This is a genomic window from Paenibacillus oralis, assembly GCF_003863965.1.
Lineage (GTDB): Bacteria > Bacillota > Bacilli > Paenibacillales > Paenibacillaceae > Fontibacillus > Fontibacillus oralis.
In genome coordinates, this window is record NZ_RRCN01000001.1 from 4630454 (window position 1) to 4653642 (window position 23189).

Below are 23189 nucleotides of genomic sequence, written 5' to 3' on the forward strand. Positions count from 1 at the left end.
AATTTCATTTATATAATGGTGAACTCAGTTATATTTTTGGTATCATGCCCAATCACCAGCCGGGACATTTGTATTACGGCAAAAAAATCCGCGACCGGGAGGACTTTTCACATCTGTTGGAACTGGGCTTCCGCGATATGTCCCCCTGTGTGTTCGAGGGGAATTACATGTTTTCGCTGGAACAGGTCAAACAGGAACTGTCCGTATACGGATCAGGGGACCTAAGACACTGTGGTCTTAATATGGTTCAGGAAGACGGCAGCCGTACCACCTGTTTTGAGTACGTGAAGCATGAGATTGTTCCCGGTAAACCTGCGCTTGAAGGATTACCGGCGACTTATGTGGAGTCGGATGGAGAGGCGGAAACCCTTTGCCGGTCTTGACCCGAAGCATCAAAATAAGCAACTTGGGAACGCAAAAAATCCGGCTGGATTCCGCAATGAGTTTGAATCTCGATCTCCCGGACAAAGACTATGAAATGATCGAATTGACCGGAGCTTGGGGCAGGGAGCGGCATATTCAAACGCACGTCCTGCATCAGGGCGTCCAGAGCATCTACAGTTTGCGTGGACACAGCAGTCATCATTATAACCCTTTCATCGGCTTGAAAAGGAAAGGAACGACGGAATTTTCCGGGGAAGCGCTCGGATTTAGTCTGATCTACAGCGGCAATTTTTTGGCGCAGGTAGAGGTGTTTCGGCGGTTCCCAACCATCAAACCCACCGCAGCGCTCCGCTGGCCACCAGAGGGGACGTGGCTTATTTTGGAACCTTCGGCTATGAACTGGATCTGAACCTGCTATCTGACGAGGAAAAGGCAATGGTCCGGGAGCAAGTCGAATTTATGAAAAAAAACCGGGAGCTTATCCATCAGGGCATCTTTTATCGGCTGGCTAGTCCGTTTGCAGGAAACGTAACCGCCTGGATGGTTATCTCCAAGGATCGGAATCGGGCCATTGTGGGGTATTATCGTACGCTGACCGAAGTTAATGTCGGGTATAAGCGGTTGAAGCTGGCTGGGCTGGATGGGGATAAAAAGTACCGCATCACCAATGCCGGCAAACGTGACTACTATGGAGACGAATTGATGGCAATCGGAATCCTGTTAAACGACAGCACTTCCGGAGACTATCTGTCCAAAGTCAGCCTTGTTTTATTTTTAACACCAAAAAATCTACCTAATTGGATAGATGCAAATCATTTCTTGTTATAGTGCTTGCAATAAAAAGTTTTGCGGTACTCTGTGGGGGTGACGTTCACATATTTTTTAAACAGGCGCATGAAATATTTCGCGTCCTCATACCCGACTTCAGAGGCGATTTCAATAATGCTTAGGTCGGTTTCGGTCAACAGTTCTTTCGCGTGCTTCAGTCTGAATTTGATAATCTGTTCCGAAATTCCGATTCCCGTGTTTTCCTTGTAAATTCTGGACAAATAGTTCTTGTTGTATTTGAAATGATCGGCGATTTGTTCGAGCGTGATGTCTTCAAAGGCATGGATGCGGATCCAGTCCTGAATCGGCTGCAGCCGATTGCCGTTGGACGCTTTTTGGATCAGATAACTCCTGATTTCCGCGGTCAATTCATATAAAAGGCAGGTTAAATAGGCGTCTAAGTAGCTCCTCGGTTTCTTTTCCTGATATAAATCGAGCAGTTGGTTGAACATGACATGAAAGCGCCGGGAGTCTATTTTGTTGGTGTATATGGGCAAAATGATCATCTCGTCCGGGTCTTTTTCGTTGATTTTCCGGATGACTTCCTCTTCGCTTTTAGGGCCTAAATGAGCCCCCGAGAAATGCAGCCAGTGAAATTTCAGGCGACCTTCGCAAACTTTAAGCCCACGGTGAAACGTGTGCGGGGGAATGAGCAGGATCTCTCCCGCTTCAATGGCGTAGGGAATATGGTTGCTTTCGATATACAGGGTCGAATCGACGGGACAGATAATTTCATAACTATCGATGACCCTTTCTTTGTGGATCCAGGGTTGATTGGTAAGAAAGGTGCCCGCGGACAAAAAGGCCGCCTGTTCCGAATATTCTTCATCAACAAAGTACATGCTGCCAACTCCTCCAATTTCGAACTCGGATATATAGTAAATATAATCCACCTATTCTTTTTTTGAACTACTTACTTCAAAAATGTTTTCTTGTAACATGAATGGTGTGAAAGCGATTAAAAGTTTAGTTTAGGGGGAAAGCCGATGTCAAGTAAACGGAGTGATCTGGAAATCGTTCAAGAGGATATGGAGGCCCTGCATCTAGGCAATTTGAAGACGGTGGAGTTCGATATTCATTTGCCGCACGAAGGTAAAAACGGCTCCCAAATTACTTGGGCGTCGAAAGATGACCGTTGGATCGACGGTTCCGGGAAAGTGCGTCAGCCTGAGTACGGGAAGGGGGATCGGGTCGTTCCGGTTACCGCCACCTTTCAGTATGGCGAGGCCAGCCTCCAGAAGGTTTTTGAAGTGACGATCTTGGAGGAGAAAAATAAAATCCAGGTCAATAAGATCTTTCCCATCGTGATCAAGCAGGAGCCAAACCAGGAATTTTATTTGCCTTCCGCCGTCTCGATTCAAACCGTAAGCGGGGATGTGCTTGCTCATTCCGTGACCTGGCATGGGGGAGAAAAACGTGTGTTTTCGGAAAACGGGGAGTACAATGCTGCCGGTCACCTGACGGATACGCTGTATGAGGTGGAAGCGGTTATTCTCATCGAGAACGGAAACAAAATTGCAAAATTGAGCCATACCAAACTTCAACTGGACCCCATCCCGGTCCGGAACGTGCGTCTTCAAGGCCCTTCCTTGCCCAAAACCGCGCAGGATCGGAGACTGCAGTTTCTGCTCACGGTCAATGATGACCAGATGCTTTACAATTTTCGCAAAGCCGCCGGCTTGGATACGTTAAACGCTCCGGCCATGATTGGATGGGATGCGGATGACAGCTTGCTGAAAGGGCACACCACCGGGCATTATCTATCTGCGCTAGCGTTATGCTATGCAGCAACCGGCAATGAACGGATTCATCAGAAGCTGGCTTACATGATTGCAGAGTTAAACAAAGTGCAGTTGGCCTTTGAGGCGGATGAACACTACCATTACGGATTTCTTAGCGCTTATTCCGAAGAACAGTTTGATTTGCTGGAAAAATATACGCGATATCCGGCAATCTGGGCTCCCTATTATACCTTGCACAAAATTTTGGCCGGTTTGCTGGACAGTTATCATCTCGCGGGCATTGAACCGGCGCTAACCATTGCCGACAAAGTGGGAGACTGGATCTACAACCGGTTAAGCGCACTGCCGCATGAGCAACTGAAAAAAATGTGGGGCATGTATATCGCCGGCGAATTTGGCGGGATCAATGAATCGCTGGCCGAATTGTACACATACACGCATAAGGAACACCATATTGCCGCTGCAAAGCTGTTTGATAATGACCGCTTGTTTTTTCCGATGGAACAACAAGTGGACGCTTTGGGCGCGCTGCATGCCAACCAGCATATCCCGCAAGTCGTCGGGGCCTTCAAAATTTTCGAAGCCACAGGAGAGCAAAAATATTACGATATCGCCAAGTTTTTCTGGGAGTCGGTGGTGAATGCGCATATTTACTCCATCGGCGGAACCGGGGAAGGGGAAATGTTTAAGCAGCCGCACAAAATCGGCGCCCATCTGACGGAACATACGGCGGAAACCTGCGCTTCCTACAATATGCTGAAACTAACCAAGCAGCTATACGGGGTTGAGAAGGACGTAAAGTACATGGATTATTACGAGCGAACGATGCTGGGCCATATCCTTTCCTCGACGGATCATGAAGCCCTCGGCGCCAGCACGTACTTTATGCCGACCAGTCCCGGCGGACAAAAAGGGTTTGACGAGGAGAACTCCTGCTGTCACGGGACGGGATTGGAAAACCACTTCAAATATGCCGAGGCGATTTATTTTGAGGATGCCGAGTCCTTATATATCAATTTGTTCGTTTCGTCGGAATTGAAGGATGAGGAGAAGGGGATACAGGTTGTACAATCCGTGCCCGAGGTGTTTGACGGCGATATCGAGCTTTGCATTGAAAGTTTGGCGAGAGCGAATTTAAAAATCCGCAAACCTTATTGGCATGATGGTGAGGTTAAAGTCTTTGTGAACCGGGCGGAAGTGAAGGCGTCGGAAGAGAGCGGTTATATGGTGTTATCGCAAAAATGGAGCAAGGGTGACAAAGTAACCGTTAAGTTTGAGCCACGGCTGCGTTTGGAATATACGCCGGATCAATCCGACATTGCCTCTTTGGCCTTCGGTCCCTATATCCTGGCCGCCGTCTCGGACCAAAAGGATTATTTTGCACTGCCGGTAAGCGAGGGGAATCTTGCTATAAAGTTTGAGCGGGTGGCCGGCTCCAACCGTTTTATCTATAAGGATCAGCAGCTTGAATTTGCACCGTTGGCCGAACTGAACCATGAGCATTACCATTTATATATCAAGACCATCTAATCGGAGGCGGGGAGGAATCCGTAAATTCCCCCCCTTTTTTCCATTTTACGAAGGGGATGACGAGAGACCATGAAGCGAATCGAACGTTTGCTGAACAAAATGGCTGCAGAAAACCTGCCGGCCATATACGTAAGTAATCCGAAAAATGTCCGTTATCTGTGCGGGTTTACAGGGGAGGATTCCACGTTGCTCCTTATTGAAAACGCCGTTTTTTTCATTACCGACAGACGTTATGTGGAACAGGCCCGGGCAGAATTAAGCAACCCGATTCAGATCGTTTGCTGGACTCAATCCTTGCTGGCCGAAGCGGCTGAAATCATCCGCAAGCATCATATCGAAGAGGTTGGATTTGAAGGGGCGCATTTAAGCTACAGCGATGGAGAGCTATTCAAGACGTTGGTCCAAGTAAAGACCAGAATAGCGGATGGCTGGGTAGAGGAGTTCCGGGCGGTAAAAGATGAAGATGAAATCCGAAAGACGATAGAGGCCGTAAAAATAGCTGATCGGACGTTTATGCACATTTTAAATTTTATTCGCCCTGGCCTATCCGAGAAGCAGGTGGCCACCGAAATGGAGCACTTCATGAAGCAGAACGGATCGGAGAAAACCTCTTTCGAAACCATTGTTTCCTCGGGGATCCGGTCCGCCTATCCCCATGGCGAAGCCAGTGAGAAAGTGATCGAATTGGGAGATATGGTGATCTTGGATTTTGGCGCCACTTTTCAAGGATATGCTTCGGATATGACCAGAACGGTTGCGGTAGGTGAACCTAATCCAAGCCTTGCGGAAATGTACGATTTGGTTTTGGAAGCGGAGCTGGCGGGGGTGAACGCCATTCGTCACGGGATCAAAAGCAATGAATTAGATTCGATGATCCGCAGTCCCTTTGTAAGAGAAAATATGAATGAGCGGTTCAATCATGGCGCCGGCCACAGCATCGGACTGGATATTCATGAAGCGCCGTATATCAGCTACCGGTCCGAACACGAGTTTGTGGAGAATACGATTATGACGATCGAACCGGGCTTATATTTGCCGGGGATTGGCGGAGTCCGGATTGAGGATGATGTACTGGTGGGCAAAAAGCAAAGCCGGGTGTTAACAAAATCTCCTAAGCGGGATTTGATCATATTGCCATTTTTTGCCTAATTTTAGTCTAAAAAACTCAACTTTCGGTGCGACCAGAGCAAAAATTAGCTTGAGTTCTTGAACTGAAGGTTTTCAAAGAAACGCGGAAGGGCGTTGAAAGCTTAGGACAGGGAAGTGGGGGGCGGCAGATCAACACTCACTGTCCGGACGCTTTGCACGATTATCCCGTTTGATCAGGGGAGCAGAGAAACAGACAAGCTCGGGAGAAGAAAATATTTGGTGGAGAAGCAGATCGGTTCGAGATAATTTAGACGGGCTTAGGAGAAGGAATCAGGTTTAGGGGAGGTGAAACAGACCGGACAAGAGATCAAGACAGGAGATCAAGGACAAGACGTGAAGGAAACGAAAAGACCGTGATTTTGCTGTAGCCTGAACCCTTCCATTTGCAGCAACGCCCGGACTGTTCATGCTAACCCCTACCCATTAAGTTGATCTGCGTCAAACTTCCCTGCCGTTCCAGCGTCTCGATCAGGCCGCAACCGCAAGGGGCTGGTTCGGTTGGCGCGCGATCAGCTGGCGGTAAGGGATCGCCGGAATCACCACACACATGCGCAGCAACTTCTGCCGCATCGTTTCTTCCGCTCCGGGCCGGCGCAGCGAGCGGCGTACGGTGTACTCGTTCAGGTACGCCTGCAGATGCTTCAGTCCCAAGGCTACATACGTACTCTTCAGCGATTCCCACGCCTCTCTCACCACTTTCCGCAAGGGCGTATACAGCCGATAGGCTAGGGGGAATGACTCTACCGCCGATGTACGGATATCCACATGCCCGTTGATGAACGCAGCGAGTTCGAGACGGTTTGCCCTTTTCCCGTCTCCTCTCTTATGCGGCACCAGACGGATTTTGACCTGCTCCGGCTCGCCCGACTCCGTTACCGTGCAGCCCGCTACGACCGCCGAGGCATACGGATGTGAAAGCTGACACCGGGACGGGTTACGCCCATACTGATCGCTGTTTACCTTCACGTCTCCGCAGAGTAGCTCTCGGGCATCGAATTCCCCAACGGCATGGCGTATTTTGTGCAGCATCAACCAAGCGGTTTTGTAGGTGACCCGGATCACCTGGCTCAGCCGCAACGCCGAGATGCCGTCCTCAAGCAGGAACAGCTCCAACGCCTTGAACCACTTGAGCAGGGGCAGATGCGTTCGTTCAAAAATCGTGCCGACCAAAGCCGACGTTTGATGCGCGCACCTTCCACACTCGAACAAGGGGATATGCCGGGAAGTCAGACGGCTGCACCGGGTGTGAGCGCAGCGCGGGCAGACGAAGCCGTTCGGCCATTTCATCGCGATCACCGCCTCCATGCAGGCCTGCTCGCTGTTATAACGGCTGCTGAATAATTGAAGATCCGTTCCCGCATTGACTTCCATGTTCACTCGCCCCCGAATCAAGACTTTAAGAACGTGTGTTCGACTTATTTTTATTATACCAAACGTACGTTCCCTTATCAAGGCGAAAATCTCACCTGAACCGCCTCATTTTTTCCTCATCTCTTTTTCTTCTCTCTTTTTTGGAACCCTAGCCTAGCCCCCACCCCCTGCCCTTTCTGAACGAAAGGGATAATCGTGCAAAGGCTGCAGGCAGGGACACCAAGACACCAAGACACCAAGACACCAAGACACGAACCCTTTAGACAGCCCCCTCACCTGGCGTCGATTTGAGACACTGCTCGAAACGGCTACGGTGCAAAAGGTAAATGCGCTGACCTCGGCGGCCGAAAACCTTAGTTTTGCCAGGTTATCGGCCGGGTACTCGCAGGCCTGGTTACCGCTGTTTACGCATGATGGATTCTCGGCATCGGCAGGGGTTCTTTGCCCAGCTCAGCCCATACATATTTGAGCAGAAGCTGCGATTTCAGCCCTTCATAACCAGGTTCGTCCCACAGGTTGTGAAGTTCTCCCGGGTCCTCCTGTAGATCGAAGATCTCCCCATAGGACTGATTGTAGTACACGGTGATTTTGTAACGGGCGTCGACATACGTTTTTTGATGAATCGTCGTCGGTTCATGCCGGAACTCGCAGATCGCGTGATCCCGCACTTGTTCCTTTACGCCGAGCCACACGTCCCTCTGGTCGACGCCGGTCATGGACGGCGGAATCGGCAGCCCGCAAAAGGACAGAAAGGTCGGCGCCAGATCGACCAACGATTGAATCGCGTCCGAGCGTCTGCCGGCGGGAACGCGGCCCGGGTATCTGACGATAAAAGGCAGTTTGATCAAATCCTCGTAATGGAATCCTCCCTTGGCTTGCAGGCCGTGTTGGCCGAAGAAGTGGCCGTGATCCGTCGTAAACACGACGAGGGTGTTGTCGGCGAGCCCCAGTTCATCCAGTTTATCGAGAATTTTTCCGATATATTTGTCCATTAGGCTGATCATGCCGTAGTATACGGCGACGAGCTTCTTTTTGTCGTCGTCCGTCAGACGTTTCTTGTCCCCGTATTCGTAATAATGATGGGACCGGTAGCCGTGGATGCCAAATCCTGTCTCCATTAAGTGTGAAAAGTCCGGATTTTCCTCCTGCGTCAGGCGGAAATGCGGCGGATTCCGGTCATGCTCTCCCGGCGTAAGCGACGGTATCGTCAACTGCTCCGGGTCATACATCGTATCCCACGGCTCCGGCGCCAAATATTCCGGATGCGGGTCAAAGAAGCTGGCCCACAGGAAAAAAGGCTCCCCTGATGTTTTGTGCTCTTCCAGGCGGGCGTTCGTCCGCTCGGCAATCCACGTGTTGTAATGGTATTTTTCCGGGATCGGCCACTTGTATGTCTGCGCGGGATCCATCGTCCCGGTCGGCGGCAGGAAATAATCCCGCCAATTGGCGCAGCCTTGTTCTTCCAGCCATAAAGCATAATGTTGACCGACATGGGCTTCATTCGTATGGTTCCGCGCCAACTCGACGTGATCGAAGCCATAAAACGGGCCGTGGAAATTTCGCCAGTAATCCAGGTCCTGGAGCAGCGGATAAGCTTCCTGCGATTCGTATTCCGGCGTCGATTTCAAAGGCTGAAAATGCGCTTTGCCGATCAGCGAGGTTTTATAGCCGGCCCGGTTGAAATCCTCCCCGACAGTATGGCGGTCCTCAAGCAGCTTCGTCCCCAAGGTCCAGGCGCCATGCTGGCTCGGATACATGCCCGTAATGATCGAAGAGCGGCTTGGCGTGCAAGTCGGATTCGGGCAATAAGCCCGGCTGAACATTGTTCCCTGCCGCGCCAGGCGATCCAAATTCGGTGTAGAGATTTCGGACTGAAACGCACCGATCGTGTCCCAATGCTGTTGGTCACTCGTGATTAGTAAAATGTTAGGTTTACTGGACAAAATAAATCCCCTCCTATTATGATATTATTGAAAATAAAGCGTTTTATAAATGGCTTTCTGTTATCTTGGAGTTGTCATTTTGTTGTCTACAGAAAATAATTTCTAATTCGGAGGGGCGTGCGGGATGATGCAGGAATACGACCACGAGTTTGCCGAGTTTATTTACTATACGCCGGGGTTTCTGGATAAAGAAGCGCAGCTTTGGCCGGTACGGGCCGGCCGCAGCGTCGGCAAACCCCATTACCGGGTGGGGCCGAAGCGAATCGAATGCTACAGTCTTCATTTTGTGCTGGAGGGGAAGCTGTGCCTCGAATACGCCGACAAACGGGTGGAGCTGCAAAAGGACGATTTGTTTTGCCTGTTTCCCGGGCGGACCTACCATTATTACGCACTGCCGGCGGAACCGCCGCCTCGGATGAACTGGCTGGCGCTGGACGGCAGCCGGGTGGGGCCGCTGCTGGAACTCATAGGGGTCACGCCGGAAAGACCTTACGGCCAGCGGCTGATTTCTCCCCGCGCCCGCGAAACGCTGGGCCGTACGATCGAGGCGCTGGCGGGCGTAGAGCGGTGGAACCCGGCCATATCGCTGGAACTGCAGGGACGGATTTGCCGGTTGCTCGCCGAACTTATCCCCGATACGGCACCCGTGGGCGCCGCCGAACCCTCCGCTTGGATACGCGAATGCATGGATTTTATGGATCTGCACGCCACGGAAGGGATCACCGTGCAGCAAGTCGCCGCGTTTGCGGGCGTGCACCGCTCGTATTTTTCCAATGTGTTTACAAGCCAGATCGGGCTGCCGCCGCAGAAATACCTGCAAAATATCCGCATGGAGAAGGCCAAGCGCCTGCTCACCGAAACGGACGCGAGCGTGACGGAGATCGCCTTGTCGCTGGGGTATCCGAATCTGTACACCTTCACCCGAGCTTTCAAAATCTATTACAAGGTTCCCCCGCTCGCCATGCGGACGGCAAAAAACGGGTAGCTGCGGCGGCTCAATTTATCAAGCGCTTACAAACCTGATCCAAGCCCGAATGAAAAGGAGTGCCCAATATGACGCTGACATCGCTGCGCAAGTGGATATCCTCGCCGAAGCTAAGCATTCAGGGGAAAATATTTATCGCCTTCGGGCTGCTTTCGCTGCTGTCCATCGTCTCCGTGACCGGCATCGTTTACGTGAACATGCGCGAGACGATTAAGGCTAACGCCATCACCTCGGTGTCGGACAGCATCCGCCAGGCCGATGAATCCCTCAACGTGATGTTAAAGGAGGTCGACCGATTGAACACGGTGGCCGTGACCAACAAAAACACGGTGATCGACACTGTGTTAAGTCCGAGCGAGGAAATCAGCTACGAATGGTTTCAGGAGCAGAAGCGGATCACCGAGTTTTTGTCCGGGCTGATCGATTATAAGCCTTATATTTCGCGGATCGCCGTGATCGGCCTGAACGGGAAGGTGTTCTTCGCGGGCGGCCCCTGGATCGACCGGACGTTTCTGGATACGAAGACGATGGAGTATATGCTGCAAAACGGGGAACGCCATGCCTATTTTAAGCAAGGGGGCCCTGCGGATGCCATCTCTGTCGGTCGCGTTCTGCGTTATAACCGGGAAACGATCGGCGTGGTGATGGTGGATTTGAATTATGATTTTATCCGCAAGACATACGGCGTGAAACCGACCGCGGACAGCATTCTGTATGTGCTTGATGAGCAAAATGAGCTCGTCTACCGCTCCGACTCGGCGCCGTCCTCCCTTTCCCCCCAAATGGAAAAAACGATCTATGCCCATCCGGCTTCGGCGGGCCTGACTGAGCTGGCGGCGGAACAAATCATCGACGGCAAATCCTATATCGTTGTCAGCCGGCGCTCTGACTATACGGGCTGGACCACGCGGGCGCTGATCCCGCTTGATTCGCTGCTGAAAGAATCCGTCCGCATCCGCAATCTGATGGTCGAGGTGGCGGCCGTCGTGTTTATCGCCGTTTTAATCGGGACGCTGCAGATGTCATCCAGGACGACCCTCCACCTCCGCCGCTTGAAAACGATGATGACACGGGTCAAAGACGGAAATCTGGATTTTCCGAAAACGGAGATCGGCACCAAAGACGAAATCGGCGAATTGTACCGGGTTTTTATCAGCATGGTCGACGAGTTGAAACGGCTGATGGAAGGGATTCGCGTCAGCGAGCAGGCCAAGCGGGAGGCGGAGCTGACCGCTCTACAAGCGCAGATCCGCCCGCATTTTTTGTACAATTCGCTGAACACGATCAAATATTTGGCCAAGCTGAACGGGGCCCCCAATATTGAAGAGGTGTCCGGATCGTTGATCGAACTGATGCGCGGCGTGCTCGGCAACTCGAATGAATTTCTCACCGTGCGGGAGGAACTGGACTATGTTTCCTGCTACGTTTCGATCGTGAAATACAGGTTTATGGAGCCGATTCCGGTTCATATGCAGATTGAAGATGACGCCCTGCTGGAGTGCCGGGTTCTCAAGCTGATGCTGCAGCCGATCGTGGAGAACGCGTTGATGCACGGCCTTGGCGCGTCGGCTTCCGGGGGATTCGTGGTGATCCGCGTCTACGAGGAGGAAGGCGATCTGAAAATCGAGGTCATGGACAACGGCAAGGGTATGTCCTGGGAACAAATCGACGCCTTGCTCGGGACGAAGGGGGAAATCCCGTCGCGTTTTAGCGGCATGGGCGTACGCAACGTGCATGAGCGGATCGTTCGTATGTACGGGGAGCCGTATGGCGTCAAGGTGTTCAGCGAAGAGGGGCTGTATACGAAGGTGGAGATCCGCTTCCCCCGGCTGTGGAATCCGGAAACTCAAGCGAAAGAGGTGGGCTGAATCATGTTTCAAGTGCTGTTGGTTGATGACGAGCCTTTGGTCCATCAACATGTATGGACCTTGTCGGATTGGCGAAGCCACGGTTTCGAGCTGTGCGGCGAAGCCTATAACGGCGAAACGGCGCTGCGGATGATCGAACGAACCCGGCCTCATGTCGCCATCATCGACGTGAATATGCCGGGCATGAATGGGGTAGAGCTCCAGCGGGCGATCGGGGAGCGGTTTCCTTCCGTCAAAACGATCATGCTCAGCAGCTACGACGATTACGACTATGTACGCGAATGCCTGAAAAACGGAGCGGCCGATTATTTGCTGAAGCACCGGCTGGACGGCGAAACGCTGATGGCCGTGTTGCGTAAGGCAGTCCGGGAAGTGGAGCAGCGGGAGCGGCTGATAGAGAGCCGGGGCGGGGACCGGGAAATGGCGGCAAGCGCCGGTCCGCAGCTGATTCGCGAGCATATCGCAGGTTTGCTGCGGGGAAAACCCGGCCCGGCCAGGGAGCTGGAAGCCTATGCCCGGCAGAGCGGCCTGTTTGCGGGCGCGGTCTGCTATACAGCGGCGGCGGTGCAAATCGTCTCCTTTCGGCTGCTGACGGAATCGCACAGCGACGTGGAGACGAACCGGCTGATGCAGCAGGCCGTTGACGTCATGCAGCAAAGTTTGAGCGATCTCCCGGGAGCCACGGCGGCTTACGTTGGAAATGGACGCTTGGCTGTTGTCCTGGCGTTCCAGGACCGCAGCGAACAAGCCGCCGCAAGCGAGGCCGCCAGGCGGATGAGCAAGCTGCGCCACTCGCTTGAGCTGTTCCTGAATCTGAAGTGCATCTATGCCGTCGGCCACTTCTGCGGCAGCATGCCGCAGCTCGCAGCCAGCTACCGCTCGGCCGAGCGGGCCTTGGACGCCCCCCCGGCGGGGGAGAAAACGGGGAACAACACCGAGCGCGTCGCTTTGACCATCGAGGAGCAGAAGCAGCTGCTGCTTTCCCTAGAAAATCTGGACAAAGAAGGCGCGCTGCGGTTGATCGCCTCCGTGTTTGCCAGCGTACGCCGGCAGCCGCTCCATGCCCAGCCGGTGCAAATGATCGTTAGCGAGCTGCTCTCGATCGCGGACAAGGCGCGGAAAAAATGGCTGCCGGGGGAGGAAACCGCCGCGGGCGGATGGCCGCCGCGCACGGCATTGGGGAAGATCGGCACTGTGGAGGAACTGGAGAGGTGGATCTCGTCTTATTATGAAGCTCTGCTGGAACGTCTGAAAGGGGAGCGTGCGGCCGGCCCGTATTCGCGGCATGTGTCGCAGGCGATCATGCTGATTCTGGAACGGTACCAGAGCTATATTACCCTGGAGCTGGCGGCCGGGGCGATCGGGCTGAATCCTTCGTATTTGAGCCGGATATTTAAAGAAGAAACGGGGGCGACGTTCTCCGAGTACGTCAACCGGGTGCGCATCGACGCGAGCCGCAAACTGCTGGAAAGCGGGCGTAATTCGGTCAAGCAAATCAGCAGCCAGGTGGGCTTTACGACATACAATTATTTTTTCAAAGTGTTCAAGGAACTGACCGGGATGACGCCGCACGACTATATGAACCGGCCCGTAAAAAAAGTGGAGTAAATAGTCATATTTTTATAATTTGCGGTCTCCGGCGGCTGAACTATAATGAACGCACACCGCAGGAAACGCTTACATCATTCGTTCGGTGACAAGAAAAGGAGGTCGTAAGCAATGCGTAAACCATGGAGAAGATCGGCATTAAGCATAATGGTCATCGCCGGTTTGGTGCTGGGCGGGTGCAGCTCCGGCGCCGGAAAAAACAACGAGGCCGCTCCGCAGGCGGCGACGGCTAATGAGGTCAGCAAGGACGGTTTTCCGATCGTACAGGAACCGATTCAGTTGACGATGTTCACCCGGATTGCCCCGGTAAACGGGCCGTTTAAAGATATGCCGGTGTTTCAGGACTACGAGAAAATGAGCCATATGCAGGTAAAATTCATCGAAGCGCCAACGGACGGTTTTCAGGAGAAGAAAAACCTGCTGTTCGCGTCCAACGAGCTTCCCGACGCTTTGTACCGCTCCGGGCTGACGCCTTTGGAAGCGGTTCGCTACGGAGCGGGCGGCCAATTGATCCCGCTGGAAGACTTGATTGCCGAATACGCTCCCAATTTAACGAAGCTGATGGAGCAGTACCCGGAAATCCGCGCCGCGATCACCACGCCGGAAGGGCATATTTATGCGGTTCCGGGCATCGTGACGTTGGCCGCGGCGCGTACGGACAAGAAGTGGATCAACAAAGCGTGGCTGGAAAAGCTGAACCTGAAGGAACCGGAGACGACGGATGAGCTTTATGATGTGCTGGTGGCCTTCCGGGATCAGGATCCGAACGGAAACGGCCAAAAGGACGAAATTCCGCTGACCGCCCGCGTCGGGCTGCATATCGTCACGATGATGAGCGGGTCGTTTGGCCTGGACCAGCAGCTCGGCTACAACATTAACATCGTCGACGGCCAGGTGAAAATTTGGATGGGCAGCGACCGCAACAAAGAGATGCTGATGTACCTGAACAAGCTTTATAAAGAGAAGCTGCTCGATCCGGAAGTGTTCTCGCATACGGAAGCGCAATATTTGGCCAAACAGGGCTCGGGTAAAACGGGCGTGTTCTTTGATCAGACGAACAACAACTTCCTGCCGATTGCGGATCAATATGAAGGGATCGCACCTCCCGCAGGGCCGCACGGGGACCGGCTGCAAGCCCAGGCATTGCCGGTGCCGCGGGATTTCGGAGCTTTTGCGATCACTTCGGTCAATAAATACCCGGAAGCGACCATGCGCTGGATCGATTATTTCTTTAGCGACGAAGGAGCTACGCTGCTGCGGTTCGGCCGGGAGGGCGAGCATTATGAACTGAAAGACGGCATTCCCTATTACAAGGAGGAGTACTCGACATCGGAGACGCAGCCGAAAATCACCCCGTACGCCGGAGGAGGAGCGCCGCACCTGATCAGCGAAAAGGTCGCTTCCTACATCAATCCTCCGCAGGTACAGGAGGCGCAGCAAAAGCTCGATCCTTATATGCCGCAGGTTCGCTACGCCGCCCCGATGTTTGATGAAAAGACGGCGCAGGAGGTCAATATCCTGCGTACCGACATCGATAAGTATTACGAAGAGCAAAGCACGAAGTTTATCGCCGGGGCGCTCAGCTTCGACAAATGGGATGAATTCCAGTCCACACTGAAGAAGATGAAAATTGACGAGCTGGAGAAGCTGTATCAGGAAGCTTACGGCAAGATGCAGAAGTGATGCGGATCTTTTTCGGATAAGGAGTGGATTCCCATGAAAAACACAGAGGCCCCGTTAGCGGCCGCGGTGCCCCGTAATCGTCCGAAACGGGGCGCCCGGCTGGCCCGGGAGATCGCCAAAAGGTATGACCTGTACCTTATGCTGCTTTTGCCGATAGCCTGGTACTTGCTATTCCACTACGGTCCGCTCTACGGGCTGCAGATCGCCTTCAAAAATTTCAATCCGGCGAAAGGGATCGCCGGCAGCGAATGGGTCGGCTTCGATCACTTTACGCGCTTTTTCGATTCGTATTATTTCTGGCGGCTGCTGTGGAATACGCTGTCCATTAATCTGTTTTCTTTGGCTGTAGCCTTTCCGATTCCGATTTTGCTGGCGCTGCTGATCGGCGAGATCAGGAGCAAAGCATACAGCAAACTGCTGCAAAACATCACTTATATCCCGCACTTCATTTCGGTGGTCGTTATCGTGGGCATCCTGACGGTGCTGCTGTCGCCCGCCGGCCCGGTCAACCAGCTGATTCAGGCGTTTGGCGGCGAACCGGTCCGGTTTATGGAATCTGCCGGCTGGTTCAAAACCGTTTTTATCGGTTCGAACATCTGGCAGAACATGGGCTGGCAATCGATTATTTATATTGCGGCGCTTAGCGGGATCAATCCGCAGCTGTACGAAGCGGCCAAGATGGACGGGGCTTCCCGGCTGCGGCGTATCTGGCACGTTTCTTTGCCGGGGATCGTGCCGGTCATCGTTATTTTGCTGATCCTCGACGTGGGGCAGTTTATGAACATCGGGTTCGAAAAAATATTGCTGATGCAAAACAATTTAAATCTCGAATCGAGCGACGTGATTTCCACGTTCGTGTACAAGACCGGGATTTTACAAGGGGAATACAGCTACACGGCGGCGATCGGGCTGTTCAACTCGGTGATCAACCTGACGCTGTTGCTTCTGGTGAACCGCTTTGCCCGCAAAACGTCGGAGACGAGTTTATGGTAAAGGAGGCGGGGCAAATGTCCAAACGAGCTGCGGCGCCCGAAGCGCAGGCTGGCCCGGCCGATGAACGGTGGTTTGATTGGCTTGTGTACCTGATCGCGGCGGTCATTATCGTCATCGTGTTGTATCCGCTGCTGTTTGTGGTCAGCGCTTCATTCAGCGATCCGGCGAAGGTGCTGGGCGGGGAAGTGTGGCTGCTGCCGAAGGGCGTTACGCTTGACGCTTACGCCAACATTTTGGATAACGATAAAATTTGGAGAGGGTATGCCAATTCGATTGTATATACGGCGGTCGGCACGGCCGTCAACATCGTTATGACGCTGCTGGCGGCGTACCCGCTGTCGCGCCCGGATCTGCCCCTCCGCAAAGGGCTGATGCTGATCGTGACGCTGACGATGTTTTTCAGCGGCGGGCTGATTCCGGCCTATCTGCTGGTCAAAGACCTGGGGATGGTCGATACGATGTGGGCCTTGATCGTGCCGGGAGCGATTTCGACGTACAATCTGATCGTCATGCGGACGTATTTCCAGTCCAGCATTCCCTGGGAGCTCCAGGAAGCCGCCCATATGGACGGCTGCTCCAACTGGCGGCTGCTCGTCAGCATCATTTTGCCGTTGTCGAAGCCGATCCTGGCGGTGATGGTGTTGTTTTACGCGGTTGGCCATTGGAATTCGTTTTTTAACGCGCTCATATATATCCGCAGTGAAGAACTGTATCCGCTGCAGCTGGTGCTGCGCGAAATTTTGCTGATCAGCCAGTCGGACGCGGTGGACGGACTCGTGGGGATGGAGGACAAGGTTTTGCTGGCGGAGAGCATCAAATACGCGGTCATAATTGTCTCCAGCCTGCCGGTGCTCATCATGTATCCGTTTGTGCAGCGGCATTTTGTCAAAGGTGTGATGATCGGCTCGATTAAAGGTTAAATGGCGAGGGAAAAAAGCTGGGAGGGATCAGGTTGAAGGCAAACGCGAGGATTACGATCGATGGCGGCCGGGCCAGCGGGCATACGGTGAACCCGTACCTGTTCGGGCACTTCGTGGAGGATATCCGCGACCATATGGAGGCGATGCTGGCCTATCCGCTGAAGGACATGGATTTTGAAAGCGATGCCGAGGGGAGAGGCGCGGTTTCCGGGGGCTGGAGCGCCTATACGAACGGGCGGAACACCCGGTACGCTTTGGAGGCGCCGGCGCCGAAGCATTCGGGCCGCGCCGTGCGCATCCGCATCTTGAGCGATGACGAGGCGTATGCCGGGATCGCGCAGGCGGCCGCTTTGAAAGGGCCGGTCGAATATGCGGTGCGCTTGGTGGCGCGGGCGTCGGTCGAGCTGAAGTACGTGATCGTCGAGGCGGCGGACCGGCGCACGGGAGAGCTGCTTGGGCTTGTTAGGATCGATCTGGGCAGCCATAACTGGCGGGAATACGAGGCGAAGCTGTCCGTCCCCCGCGCCTGCGCCGACGCCGAAATCAGGGTGTACGTGCCGGCCGATCATCCGAGGTGGAATGACCACGTATCCACCGGCATGCTGTGGCTCGATCACGTGTCCCTGCTGCCCGCGGATCACATCGGCGGGGTGAAGCGCGAGGTGCTGGAGATGACGCGGTCGCTGAACGCCGGGATGATGAGGCTGGCCGGCAATTACATCAGCGCCTACCACTTCGAGCATGGCGTCGGCCCTGTGTTGGAGCGGCCCGTGATGTACAACGAAGCATGGGGCGGGTGGACGTGCAAGTATTTTGGCACAGACGAATTTATCCGCTTTTGCCGGGAGCTTCAGGTGGAGCCGCTGATCTGCGTCAACGACGGATCGGGGACGCCCGAGGAAGCCGCGCGCTGGGTGGAATACTGCAACGGCGGCAGCGATACCCCGATGGGGGCGAAGCGGGCGGCGAACGGTCATCCCGAGCCGTACGACGTCCGGTATTGGGAGATCGGCAACGAGGTGTGGGGGGATTTTCAGGTCGGAACTTGTCCTGCGGACCGGTTTGCAGAGCGGTGCGTAACGTTTGCCGAGGCGATGAAAGCGGTGGAGCCGTCGCTTGTGATCTTGGCCTGTGGGCATACCGATCAGGAATGGAACCGGGCGGTGCTTGATATCGCGGGTGAACATATCGATTATTTGACCCTGCACTTGTACCACGGCTACGGACGTTTCGGGATGAACCGGGATACGCCCGCCGAGGAGCGCTATAAAGCGATCGCCTCCTTCTCCGAGTGGACCCGGGAGGACCTCCGGCGGACGGTAGAGCAGATCCGCGCGAACGAGAAGCATCGCCATGTGAAGCTGGCGGTCACCGAATACAACACGATGTATTTTCCGAACACGGTGCGGAAAGGGCTGCCGGATGAGCATACGCTGGGTGCCGCGGTGGCGAATGCCGCCAATCTCAACGAGATGCTGCGCGCCAGCGATCTGGTGCACATCGGCAGTTTTTCCGATCTCGTAAACGGCTGGCTTGGCGGCTGCATTCGCGTGGGCGATTATTACGCCGACCAATATTGCGGCAAAACGCCGGGCTGGAGCGGCCATCCTTTGACCGTATACGGAACGCCTACCTATGAAGTGATGAAGCTGTACGCGAACCGGGACATCCGGCGCCTGCTTCCCGCCGACGTGGCCTGCGGCACCTTCTCCGTGCGCGCGAATAAGCCGGCTCCGTTTGATCTCGGTGCGCTGCCGGATCTGGACGTGGCGGCGTGCGTGAATGAAGACGGGAGCGTAGTTACCGTCTTTATCGTGAACCGCAGCCTCGAGGAAGTCCATGCCGAACTGAATCTGCTCGGCATGGAGCCGTCCGGAGAGACGCTGCTGCTGCACGAAATTACGGGCGCTTCCTTCGAAGCGATCAATTCCGTCTTCGATCCGCAACGAATCGTCTGCCAATCGCGGATGGTGCCGCTTGATGCCTGGCGGCAAGGTTATCCGCTGCGTCCGGCGTCGGTTTATGCGCTGGAGATTAGAACAGGAGGAGAACAGTGACAACCAGAGCTTATACGAAGGATTACCCCAGGCCGCAATTCGTCAGGGAGCATTGGCTCAATTTGAACGGCGAATGGGACTTCCGTTTCGACGACAACAATGTCGGCGAGCAGGAGAAGTGGCCGGAACAGTTTGCGGGAACGCATACGATTACCGTTCCTTTTACGTACGAAACGCAGGCGAGCGGGATCGGCATCGAGGAGTTCCACCCGCAGGTATGGTACGGCAAAACGGTTCATATTCCGAAGGAGGCTGGAGGCAAGCGGGCGATCCTGCACTTTCAGGCGGTGGATTATATCGCCAAGGTATGGATCAACGGCAGGATGGCTGGCAGCCATCAAGGAGGGTACGCGGCTTTTTGCTTCGATATCACCCCTTATCTGGTTTTCGGGGCAGACAATCAAATTACGGTAAAAGCGCAGGATAGCGACGATTGCACACAGCCGCGGGGCAAGCAGCGTTGGACCAAGGACAGCTTCGAATGCTTTTATGTCCAAACAACCGGCATTTGGCAGACAGTTTGGCTGGAGTTTGTAGAGGAGCAGCGGCTGGACGCAGTCAAAATCACGCCGGACATCGACCGCTCCATGGTCCGTTTCGATTACCGGATCAGCGGCGCCCGAAAGGCCGGCGATTTGCGGGTGGAGGCGATGGTGACGCTGAAGGGCAAACCGGTGAAGCGCGTCGCCTTGCTGGCGGATCGCCCGAACCTGTCGGTGGAAGTCGATTTGGTGCATGAGGCGAACGGGCCGTGGAAGAAATGCCTCTGGTCGCCGCAGCATCCGAATTTGTATGACGTGGAATTTGTGCTGTACGAGGCGGATCGGGTGGTTGACCGGGTTTTTTCCTATTTCGGGATGAGAAAGATTTCGATTGAGAACAGCCAGGTGCTGCTAAACAATGCGCCGATCTATCAAAGATTGATTTTGGATCAGGGGTATTGGACGGAGAGCCATTTAACGCCGCCCAGCGAGGAAGCGATCATTGCCGACATCGACCGGATGCTGGAAATGGGCTACAACGGTGTGCGCAAGCATATGAAAATCGAGGATGCCCGATTTCTCTATTGGTGCGACGTTAAAGGGCTGCTGGTCTGGTCGGAAATGGCGGCGACCTTCGAATTTCACGACCGCGCGGTCGCGGCGTTTACGAAGGAATGGCTGGAAATCGTCGATCAGCAGTATAATCATCCCAGCATCATCACCTGGGTGCCGTTCAACGAATCGTGGGGCATCCCGTCCATCCTCCGCGATGCGAGGCAGCAGAAATTTACTGAGGGCATCTACCATCTCACCAAAGCGCTCGATCCCTACCGTCCGGTCATTACCAACGACGGCTGGGAGCATACCGTTTCCGATATTTTGACGCTGCATGATTACGTCGAAACGGGCGACGGTTTTTTGCGGCGGTACAAAGACAACAAGGATGCTATCGTAAATAGGGAAACCACCTGCAACCACTGGAAATACGCTTTGGCCGAAGGCTACGGGTACCGCGGGCAGCCGATCATCATCAGCGAATTCGGCGGAATCGCTTTTAGGTCGGACAAAGGCTGGGGTTATGGCCGCCAGGTCGCAACAGAAGCGGAATTCCTCGAACGGTTCGAAGGCCTGACCCGGGCGATCAAAAGCGTGGATTATATTTGCGGCTACTGCTACACCCAGCTTGCCGATGTACAGCAGGAAATCAACGGACTCCTGACGGAGGACCGCAAGCCGAAAATCCCGCTTGCCAAAATTAAAGAGATCAATTTGGCCTGAAACAAGAATTTATAAAATTTCCGGCGGGGTAGAGGAGGATGCGCAGGTAGAGAGGAGCGGAGAAGAGGAATCTGGAGGCTAAGGGACTCCAGAGCCGTTATTTGAGGAAAAACGAAGGTTTGCAAAATGTAACGGACACAGAAGACCTTATTCACCTCAAATCGGCCTGGATGAACGGGTTTAGAGCGAAATAGGGTCGTGTGTGTCCGTTAGGCTGGGAAATACCCGGGAAATGGGCGGATAAGGTCGCTGGTGTCCGTTAGACCCTCCCGCGCATCCAAGGTATGGGATTAAACGATTAAACGGCAAAGGACCTCGCCAGCGGCGAGGTTTTTCTTAATTGTTGCGCGTTTAGCTGTAAGTTATTGAAACAGTACGTTCATCTTGTTTATAGTGTAACTAGGAAATGTTTATCTCTGAAACAGAGGATGATGGACGTGAAGGTGCTGGCGATTGCGCCGTATGAAGGATTGAAGGAAATGATTCTCGGCTTGGCGGAAGGCCAGGATATGGAGCTGAGGGTGGAAACCGGGGATTTGCAGCAGGGGTTGAAATATGCCGAGGAAGCGGCGAGTAGCGGGACGGATATCATTATCAGCCGCGGCGGCACGGCCAAGCTGATCCAGTCCAGGGTCGCCATTCCTGTCGTTGAGATTGAAGTGTCCGGCTACGATATGCTGAGGGTGCTGACGCTTGCCAAAGGATATCCCGGCAAGGTGGCGATCGTGGGCTTCGCCCAGGTGGTCGCCGGCGCGGCGGCGGTGTGCGAGGTGCTGGATATGAAAATTTCCTCCTACACGGTTCAGGATGAATCCGGGGTTGGCCAGGTGCTGCAGGAGCTGCGGGAGCAGGGGTATCAGATTATCGTCGGGGACGTCATTACCGTCAAGGAAGCGGAAAAGCTGGGTTTGATCGGTTTTCTGCTGACCTCAGGCAAAGAGAGCGTGCTGCGTTCCTTCCAGCAGGCGCGGAAGTGGCATGCGCTGTTTGAAGCGTGCAAACGGGAATACGGCATGGCCTACCAGGTGCTTCAGGCAGAGCAGGCGGGGGTGGCTGTTTATGACCGCGAGCAGCGGCAGGTGTTCGGCAATCCGTATTTCAACCGGCAGATTGCCCCTTTTATGGATTCTGAAAAAATAGGGCGTATCGTCCGCGAGATCCTAACGGAGGGTACGTTCCATACCATGCTGGAGCAGGCGGAGCGAATCTGGCGGGTCAGCGGTTACCCGCTGCCGGGCCCGGACGGGCCATTGGCCGTATTGCGGATCGCGAGCGGCAAAAGCCGGGATGAGCTCAGGCTGCGGGGGGCTTCCCTTGTACCGGCTGAGGCCGGCTTTCGCGCGGCGCAGGTGGCCGGCAACATCGTCAGCCATAACAGCAATATGAGGCATGCGCTGGACAAAGCCCAGAGCTATCGCGATCAGCAGCTTTCCGTCTGGATTTCCGGGGAAAAAGGGACAGGCAAAGAGCTGCTGGCTCAGTTTATTCATTTTGGCGGCGAAAGAGGGCTGCGGCCGTTTCTGAAAATCGAATGCGGACTGGCTTCACAGGATCTGTGGGACATGCTGCTGAATGAGGAGCGGAATGAGGAACTGTTCGGCAGTCTTGGGCGTGGCACTGTATTTTTGCGCGACATTGACGGCCTTGGTGAAGCTGAGCAGAAGGGATTGGCGGACTATCTGGACAAGCATACGCCTGCTTTTCAATGGATTGTGTCCTCCAGGGAGGACATTCTGGAGCGGACCGAGAGCGGCGGATTCAGCGCGGAGCTGTATTACAGGCTGGCGGAAGTCACGCTGCCGCTGCCTTCGCTGAGGGAGCGCAAGGAGGATATTGAAGGCCTCTCTCTGCTGTACATCAACGAATATAACGCCAAGTACGGCAAGCAGGTGGCCGGGCTCAGAGATGAAGCGAGAGAGGCGCTCGAACGGTTTGAATGGCGCGGCAATATTCATCAGCTGCGGCAGGTGATCGAAGAAGCCGTGCTGCTTGCCAAAGGATTGTATATTGAGCAGGGGGAAATCAGCGAGGTGTTGTCCACCAGACGGATGCGGACCGAATACGGGAAACCGGATTTTGATCTCAGCGGAACGCTGGAGGAAATTGAGCAGCGGATTATCCAGCAGGTGTTGATGGAGGAAGGAATGAATCAGGTGAAAACCGCCGAACGCCTGGGCATCAGCCGGACCACGCTGTGGAGGAAAATAAAGTAACTAGCTAAACAGGACAACATGTTTCATAATGAAACATGTTGTTTTTAATTTGAACATTTTATCAAAAGGTGTTGTTAAATTGAACAACAAGGACTATAATCACATTTGAAAGCGCTTGTATATGAACACAGTTCAATTCTGAAACAGGAACACTT

The 23189-nt window shown here is 54.1% G+C and carries 15 protein-coding genes and 1 pseudogene; 13 read left to right on the forward strand and 3 right to left on the reverse strand.

Annotation, left to right across the window (positions count from 1 at the left end):
* Positions 1 to 44: 44 nt before the first annotated feature.
* A pseudogene (locus tag EHV15_RS38065) lies at positions 45 to 793 on the forward strand (glycoside hydrolase family 36 N-terminal domain-containing protein).
* Positions 736 to 1212, forward strand: coding sequence for a GH36 C-terminal domain-containing protein (locus EHV15_RS37460; RefSeq protein WP_246061951.1), 477 nt, complete (start codon positions 736 to 738; stop codon positions 1210 to 1212). Before EHV15_RS38065 ends, EHV15_RS37460 begins: the two are co-directional and overlap by 58 nt.
* On the opposite strand, the gene EHV15_RS20635 is transcribed toward EHV15_RS37460, so the two are convergent.
* Positions 1197 to 2054 (reverse strand): helix-turn-helix domain-containing protein, encoded by an 858-nt coding sequence (locus tag EHV15_RS20635; RefSeq protein WP_128632858.1) that lies wholly within the window; start codon positions 2052 to 2054, stop codon positions 1197 to 1199. The genes EHV15_RS37460 and EHV15_RS20635 overlap by 16 nt on opposite strands.
* 144 nt (positions 2055 to 2198) lie before the next feature.
* Between EHV15_RS20635 and EHV15_RS20640 the strand changes: the two genes are divergently transcribed.
* Both EHV15_RS20640 and EHV15_RS20645 read left to right on the forward strand, forming a co-directional pair.
* A complete protein-coding gene (locus EHV15_RS20640; RefSeq protein WP_128632859.1) occupies positions 2199 to 4484 on the forward strand; it encodes a beta-L-arabinofuranosidase domain-containing protein in 2286 nt (761 codons plus the stop codon).
* 69 nt (positions 4485 to 4553) lie between these two features.
* Positions 4554 to 5633: a M24 family metallopeptidase gene (locus EHV15_RS20645; RefSeq protein WP_128632860.1), complete on the forward strand. Its 1080-nt coding sequence runs from the start codon at positions 4554 to 4556 to the stop codon at positions 5631 to 5633.
* Positions 5634 to 6101: 468 nt separating this feature from the next.
* Here the strand turns inward: EHV15_RS20645 and EHV15_RS20650 are convergent, their stop codons facing one another.
* Entirely contained in the window at positions 6102 to 7004 is a 903-nt protein-coding gene (locus tag EHV15_RS20650) for a transposase (protein ID WP_128632861.1), read from the reverse strand.
* A gap of 404 nt (positions 7005 to 7408) precedes the next feature.
* Entirely contained in the window at positions 7409 to 8947 is a 1539-nt protein-coding gene (locus tag EHV15_RS20655; protein ID WP_128632862.1) for a sulfatase family protein, read from the reverse strand.
* 124 nt (positions 8948 to 9071) lie between these two features.
* On the opposite strand from EHV15_RS20655, the gene EHV15_RS20660 reads away from it, so the two are divergent.
* From EHV15_RS20660 to EHV15_RS20700, 9 genes are all read left to right on the forward strand, one after another.
* Positions 9072 to 9932, forward strand: a complete 861-nt coding sequence (locus EHV15_RS20660) for an AraC family transcriptional regulator (RefSeq protein WP_342774024.1) — start codon at positions 9072 to 9074, stop codon at positions 9930 to 9932.
* 68 nt (positions 9933 to 10000) lie between these two features.
* Positions 10001 to 11800, forward strand: coding sequence for a sensor histidine kinase (locus EHV15_RS20665; protein WP_128632863.1), 1800 nt, complete (start codon positions 10001 to 10003; stop codon positions 11798 to 11800).
* A 3-nt stretch (positions 11801 to 11803) separates the two neighbouring features.
* Entirely contained in the window at positions 11804 to 13408 is a 1605-nt protein-coding gene (locus EHV15_RS20670) for a response regulator (RefSeq protein WP_128632864.1), read from the forward strand.
* A gap of 111 nt (positions 13409 to 13519) precedes the next feature.
* Positions 13520 to 15091 (forward strand): extracellular solute-binding protein, encoded by a 1572-nt coding sequence (locus tag EHV15_RS20675; RefSeq protein WP_128632865.1) that lies wholly within the window; start codon positions 13520 to 13522, stop codon positions 15089 to 15091.
* 33 nt (positions 15092 to 15124) lie between these two features.
* Complete coding sequence (locus tag EHV15_RS20680) at positions 15125 to 16084, forward strand: ABC transporter permease (protein ID WP_128632866.1); 960 nt, start codon at positions 15125 to 15127, stop codon at positions 16082 to 16084.
* Positions 16085 to 16098: 14 nt separating this feature from the next.
* Positions 16099 to 17004 carry a carbohydrate ABC transporter permease gene (locus EHV15_RS20685; RefSeq protein ID WP_128632867.1) on the forward strand — a complete coding sequence of 302 codons (906 nt, stop codon included), beginning with the start codon at positions 16099 to 16101 and terminating at the stop codon, positions 17002 to 17004.
* 32 nt (positions 17005 to 17036) lie between these two features.
* The gene (locus tag EHV15_RS20690) at positions 17037 to 19061 is read left to right on the forward strand and encodes an alpha-L-arabinofuranosidase C-terminal domain-containing protein (RefSeq protein WP_128632868.1); all 2025 of its coding nucleotides are present in this window, start codon (positions 17037 to 17039) and stop codon (positions 19059 to 19061) included.
* Positions 19058 to 20821 (forward strand): glycoside hydrolase family 2 protein, encoded by a 1764-nt coding sequence (locus EHV15_RS20695; RefSeq protein ID WP_128632869.1) that lies wholly within the window; start codon positions 19058 to 19060, stop codon positions 20819 to 20821. Before EHV15_RS20690 ends, EHV15_RS20695 begins: the two co-directional genes overlap by 4 nt.
* Before the next feature lie 437 nt (positions 20822 to 21258).
* Positions 21259 to 23034, forward strand: coding sequence for a sigma-54-dependent Fis family transcriptional regulator (locus EHV15_RS20700; RefSeq protein WP_178075913.1), 1776 nt, complete (start codon positions 21259 to 21261; stop codon positions 23032 to 23034).
* The last annotated feature ends 155 nt before the right edge of the window (positions 23035 to 23189 follow it).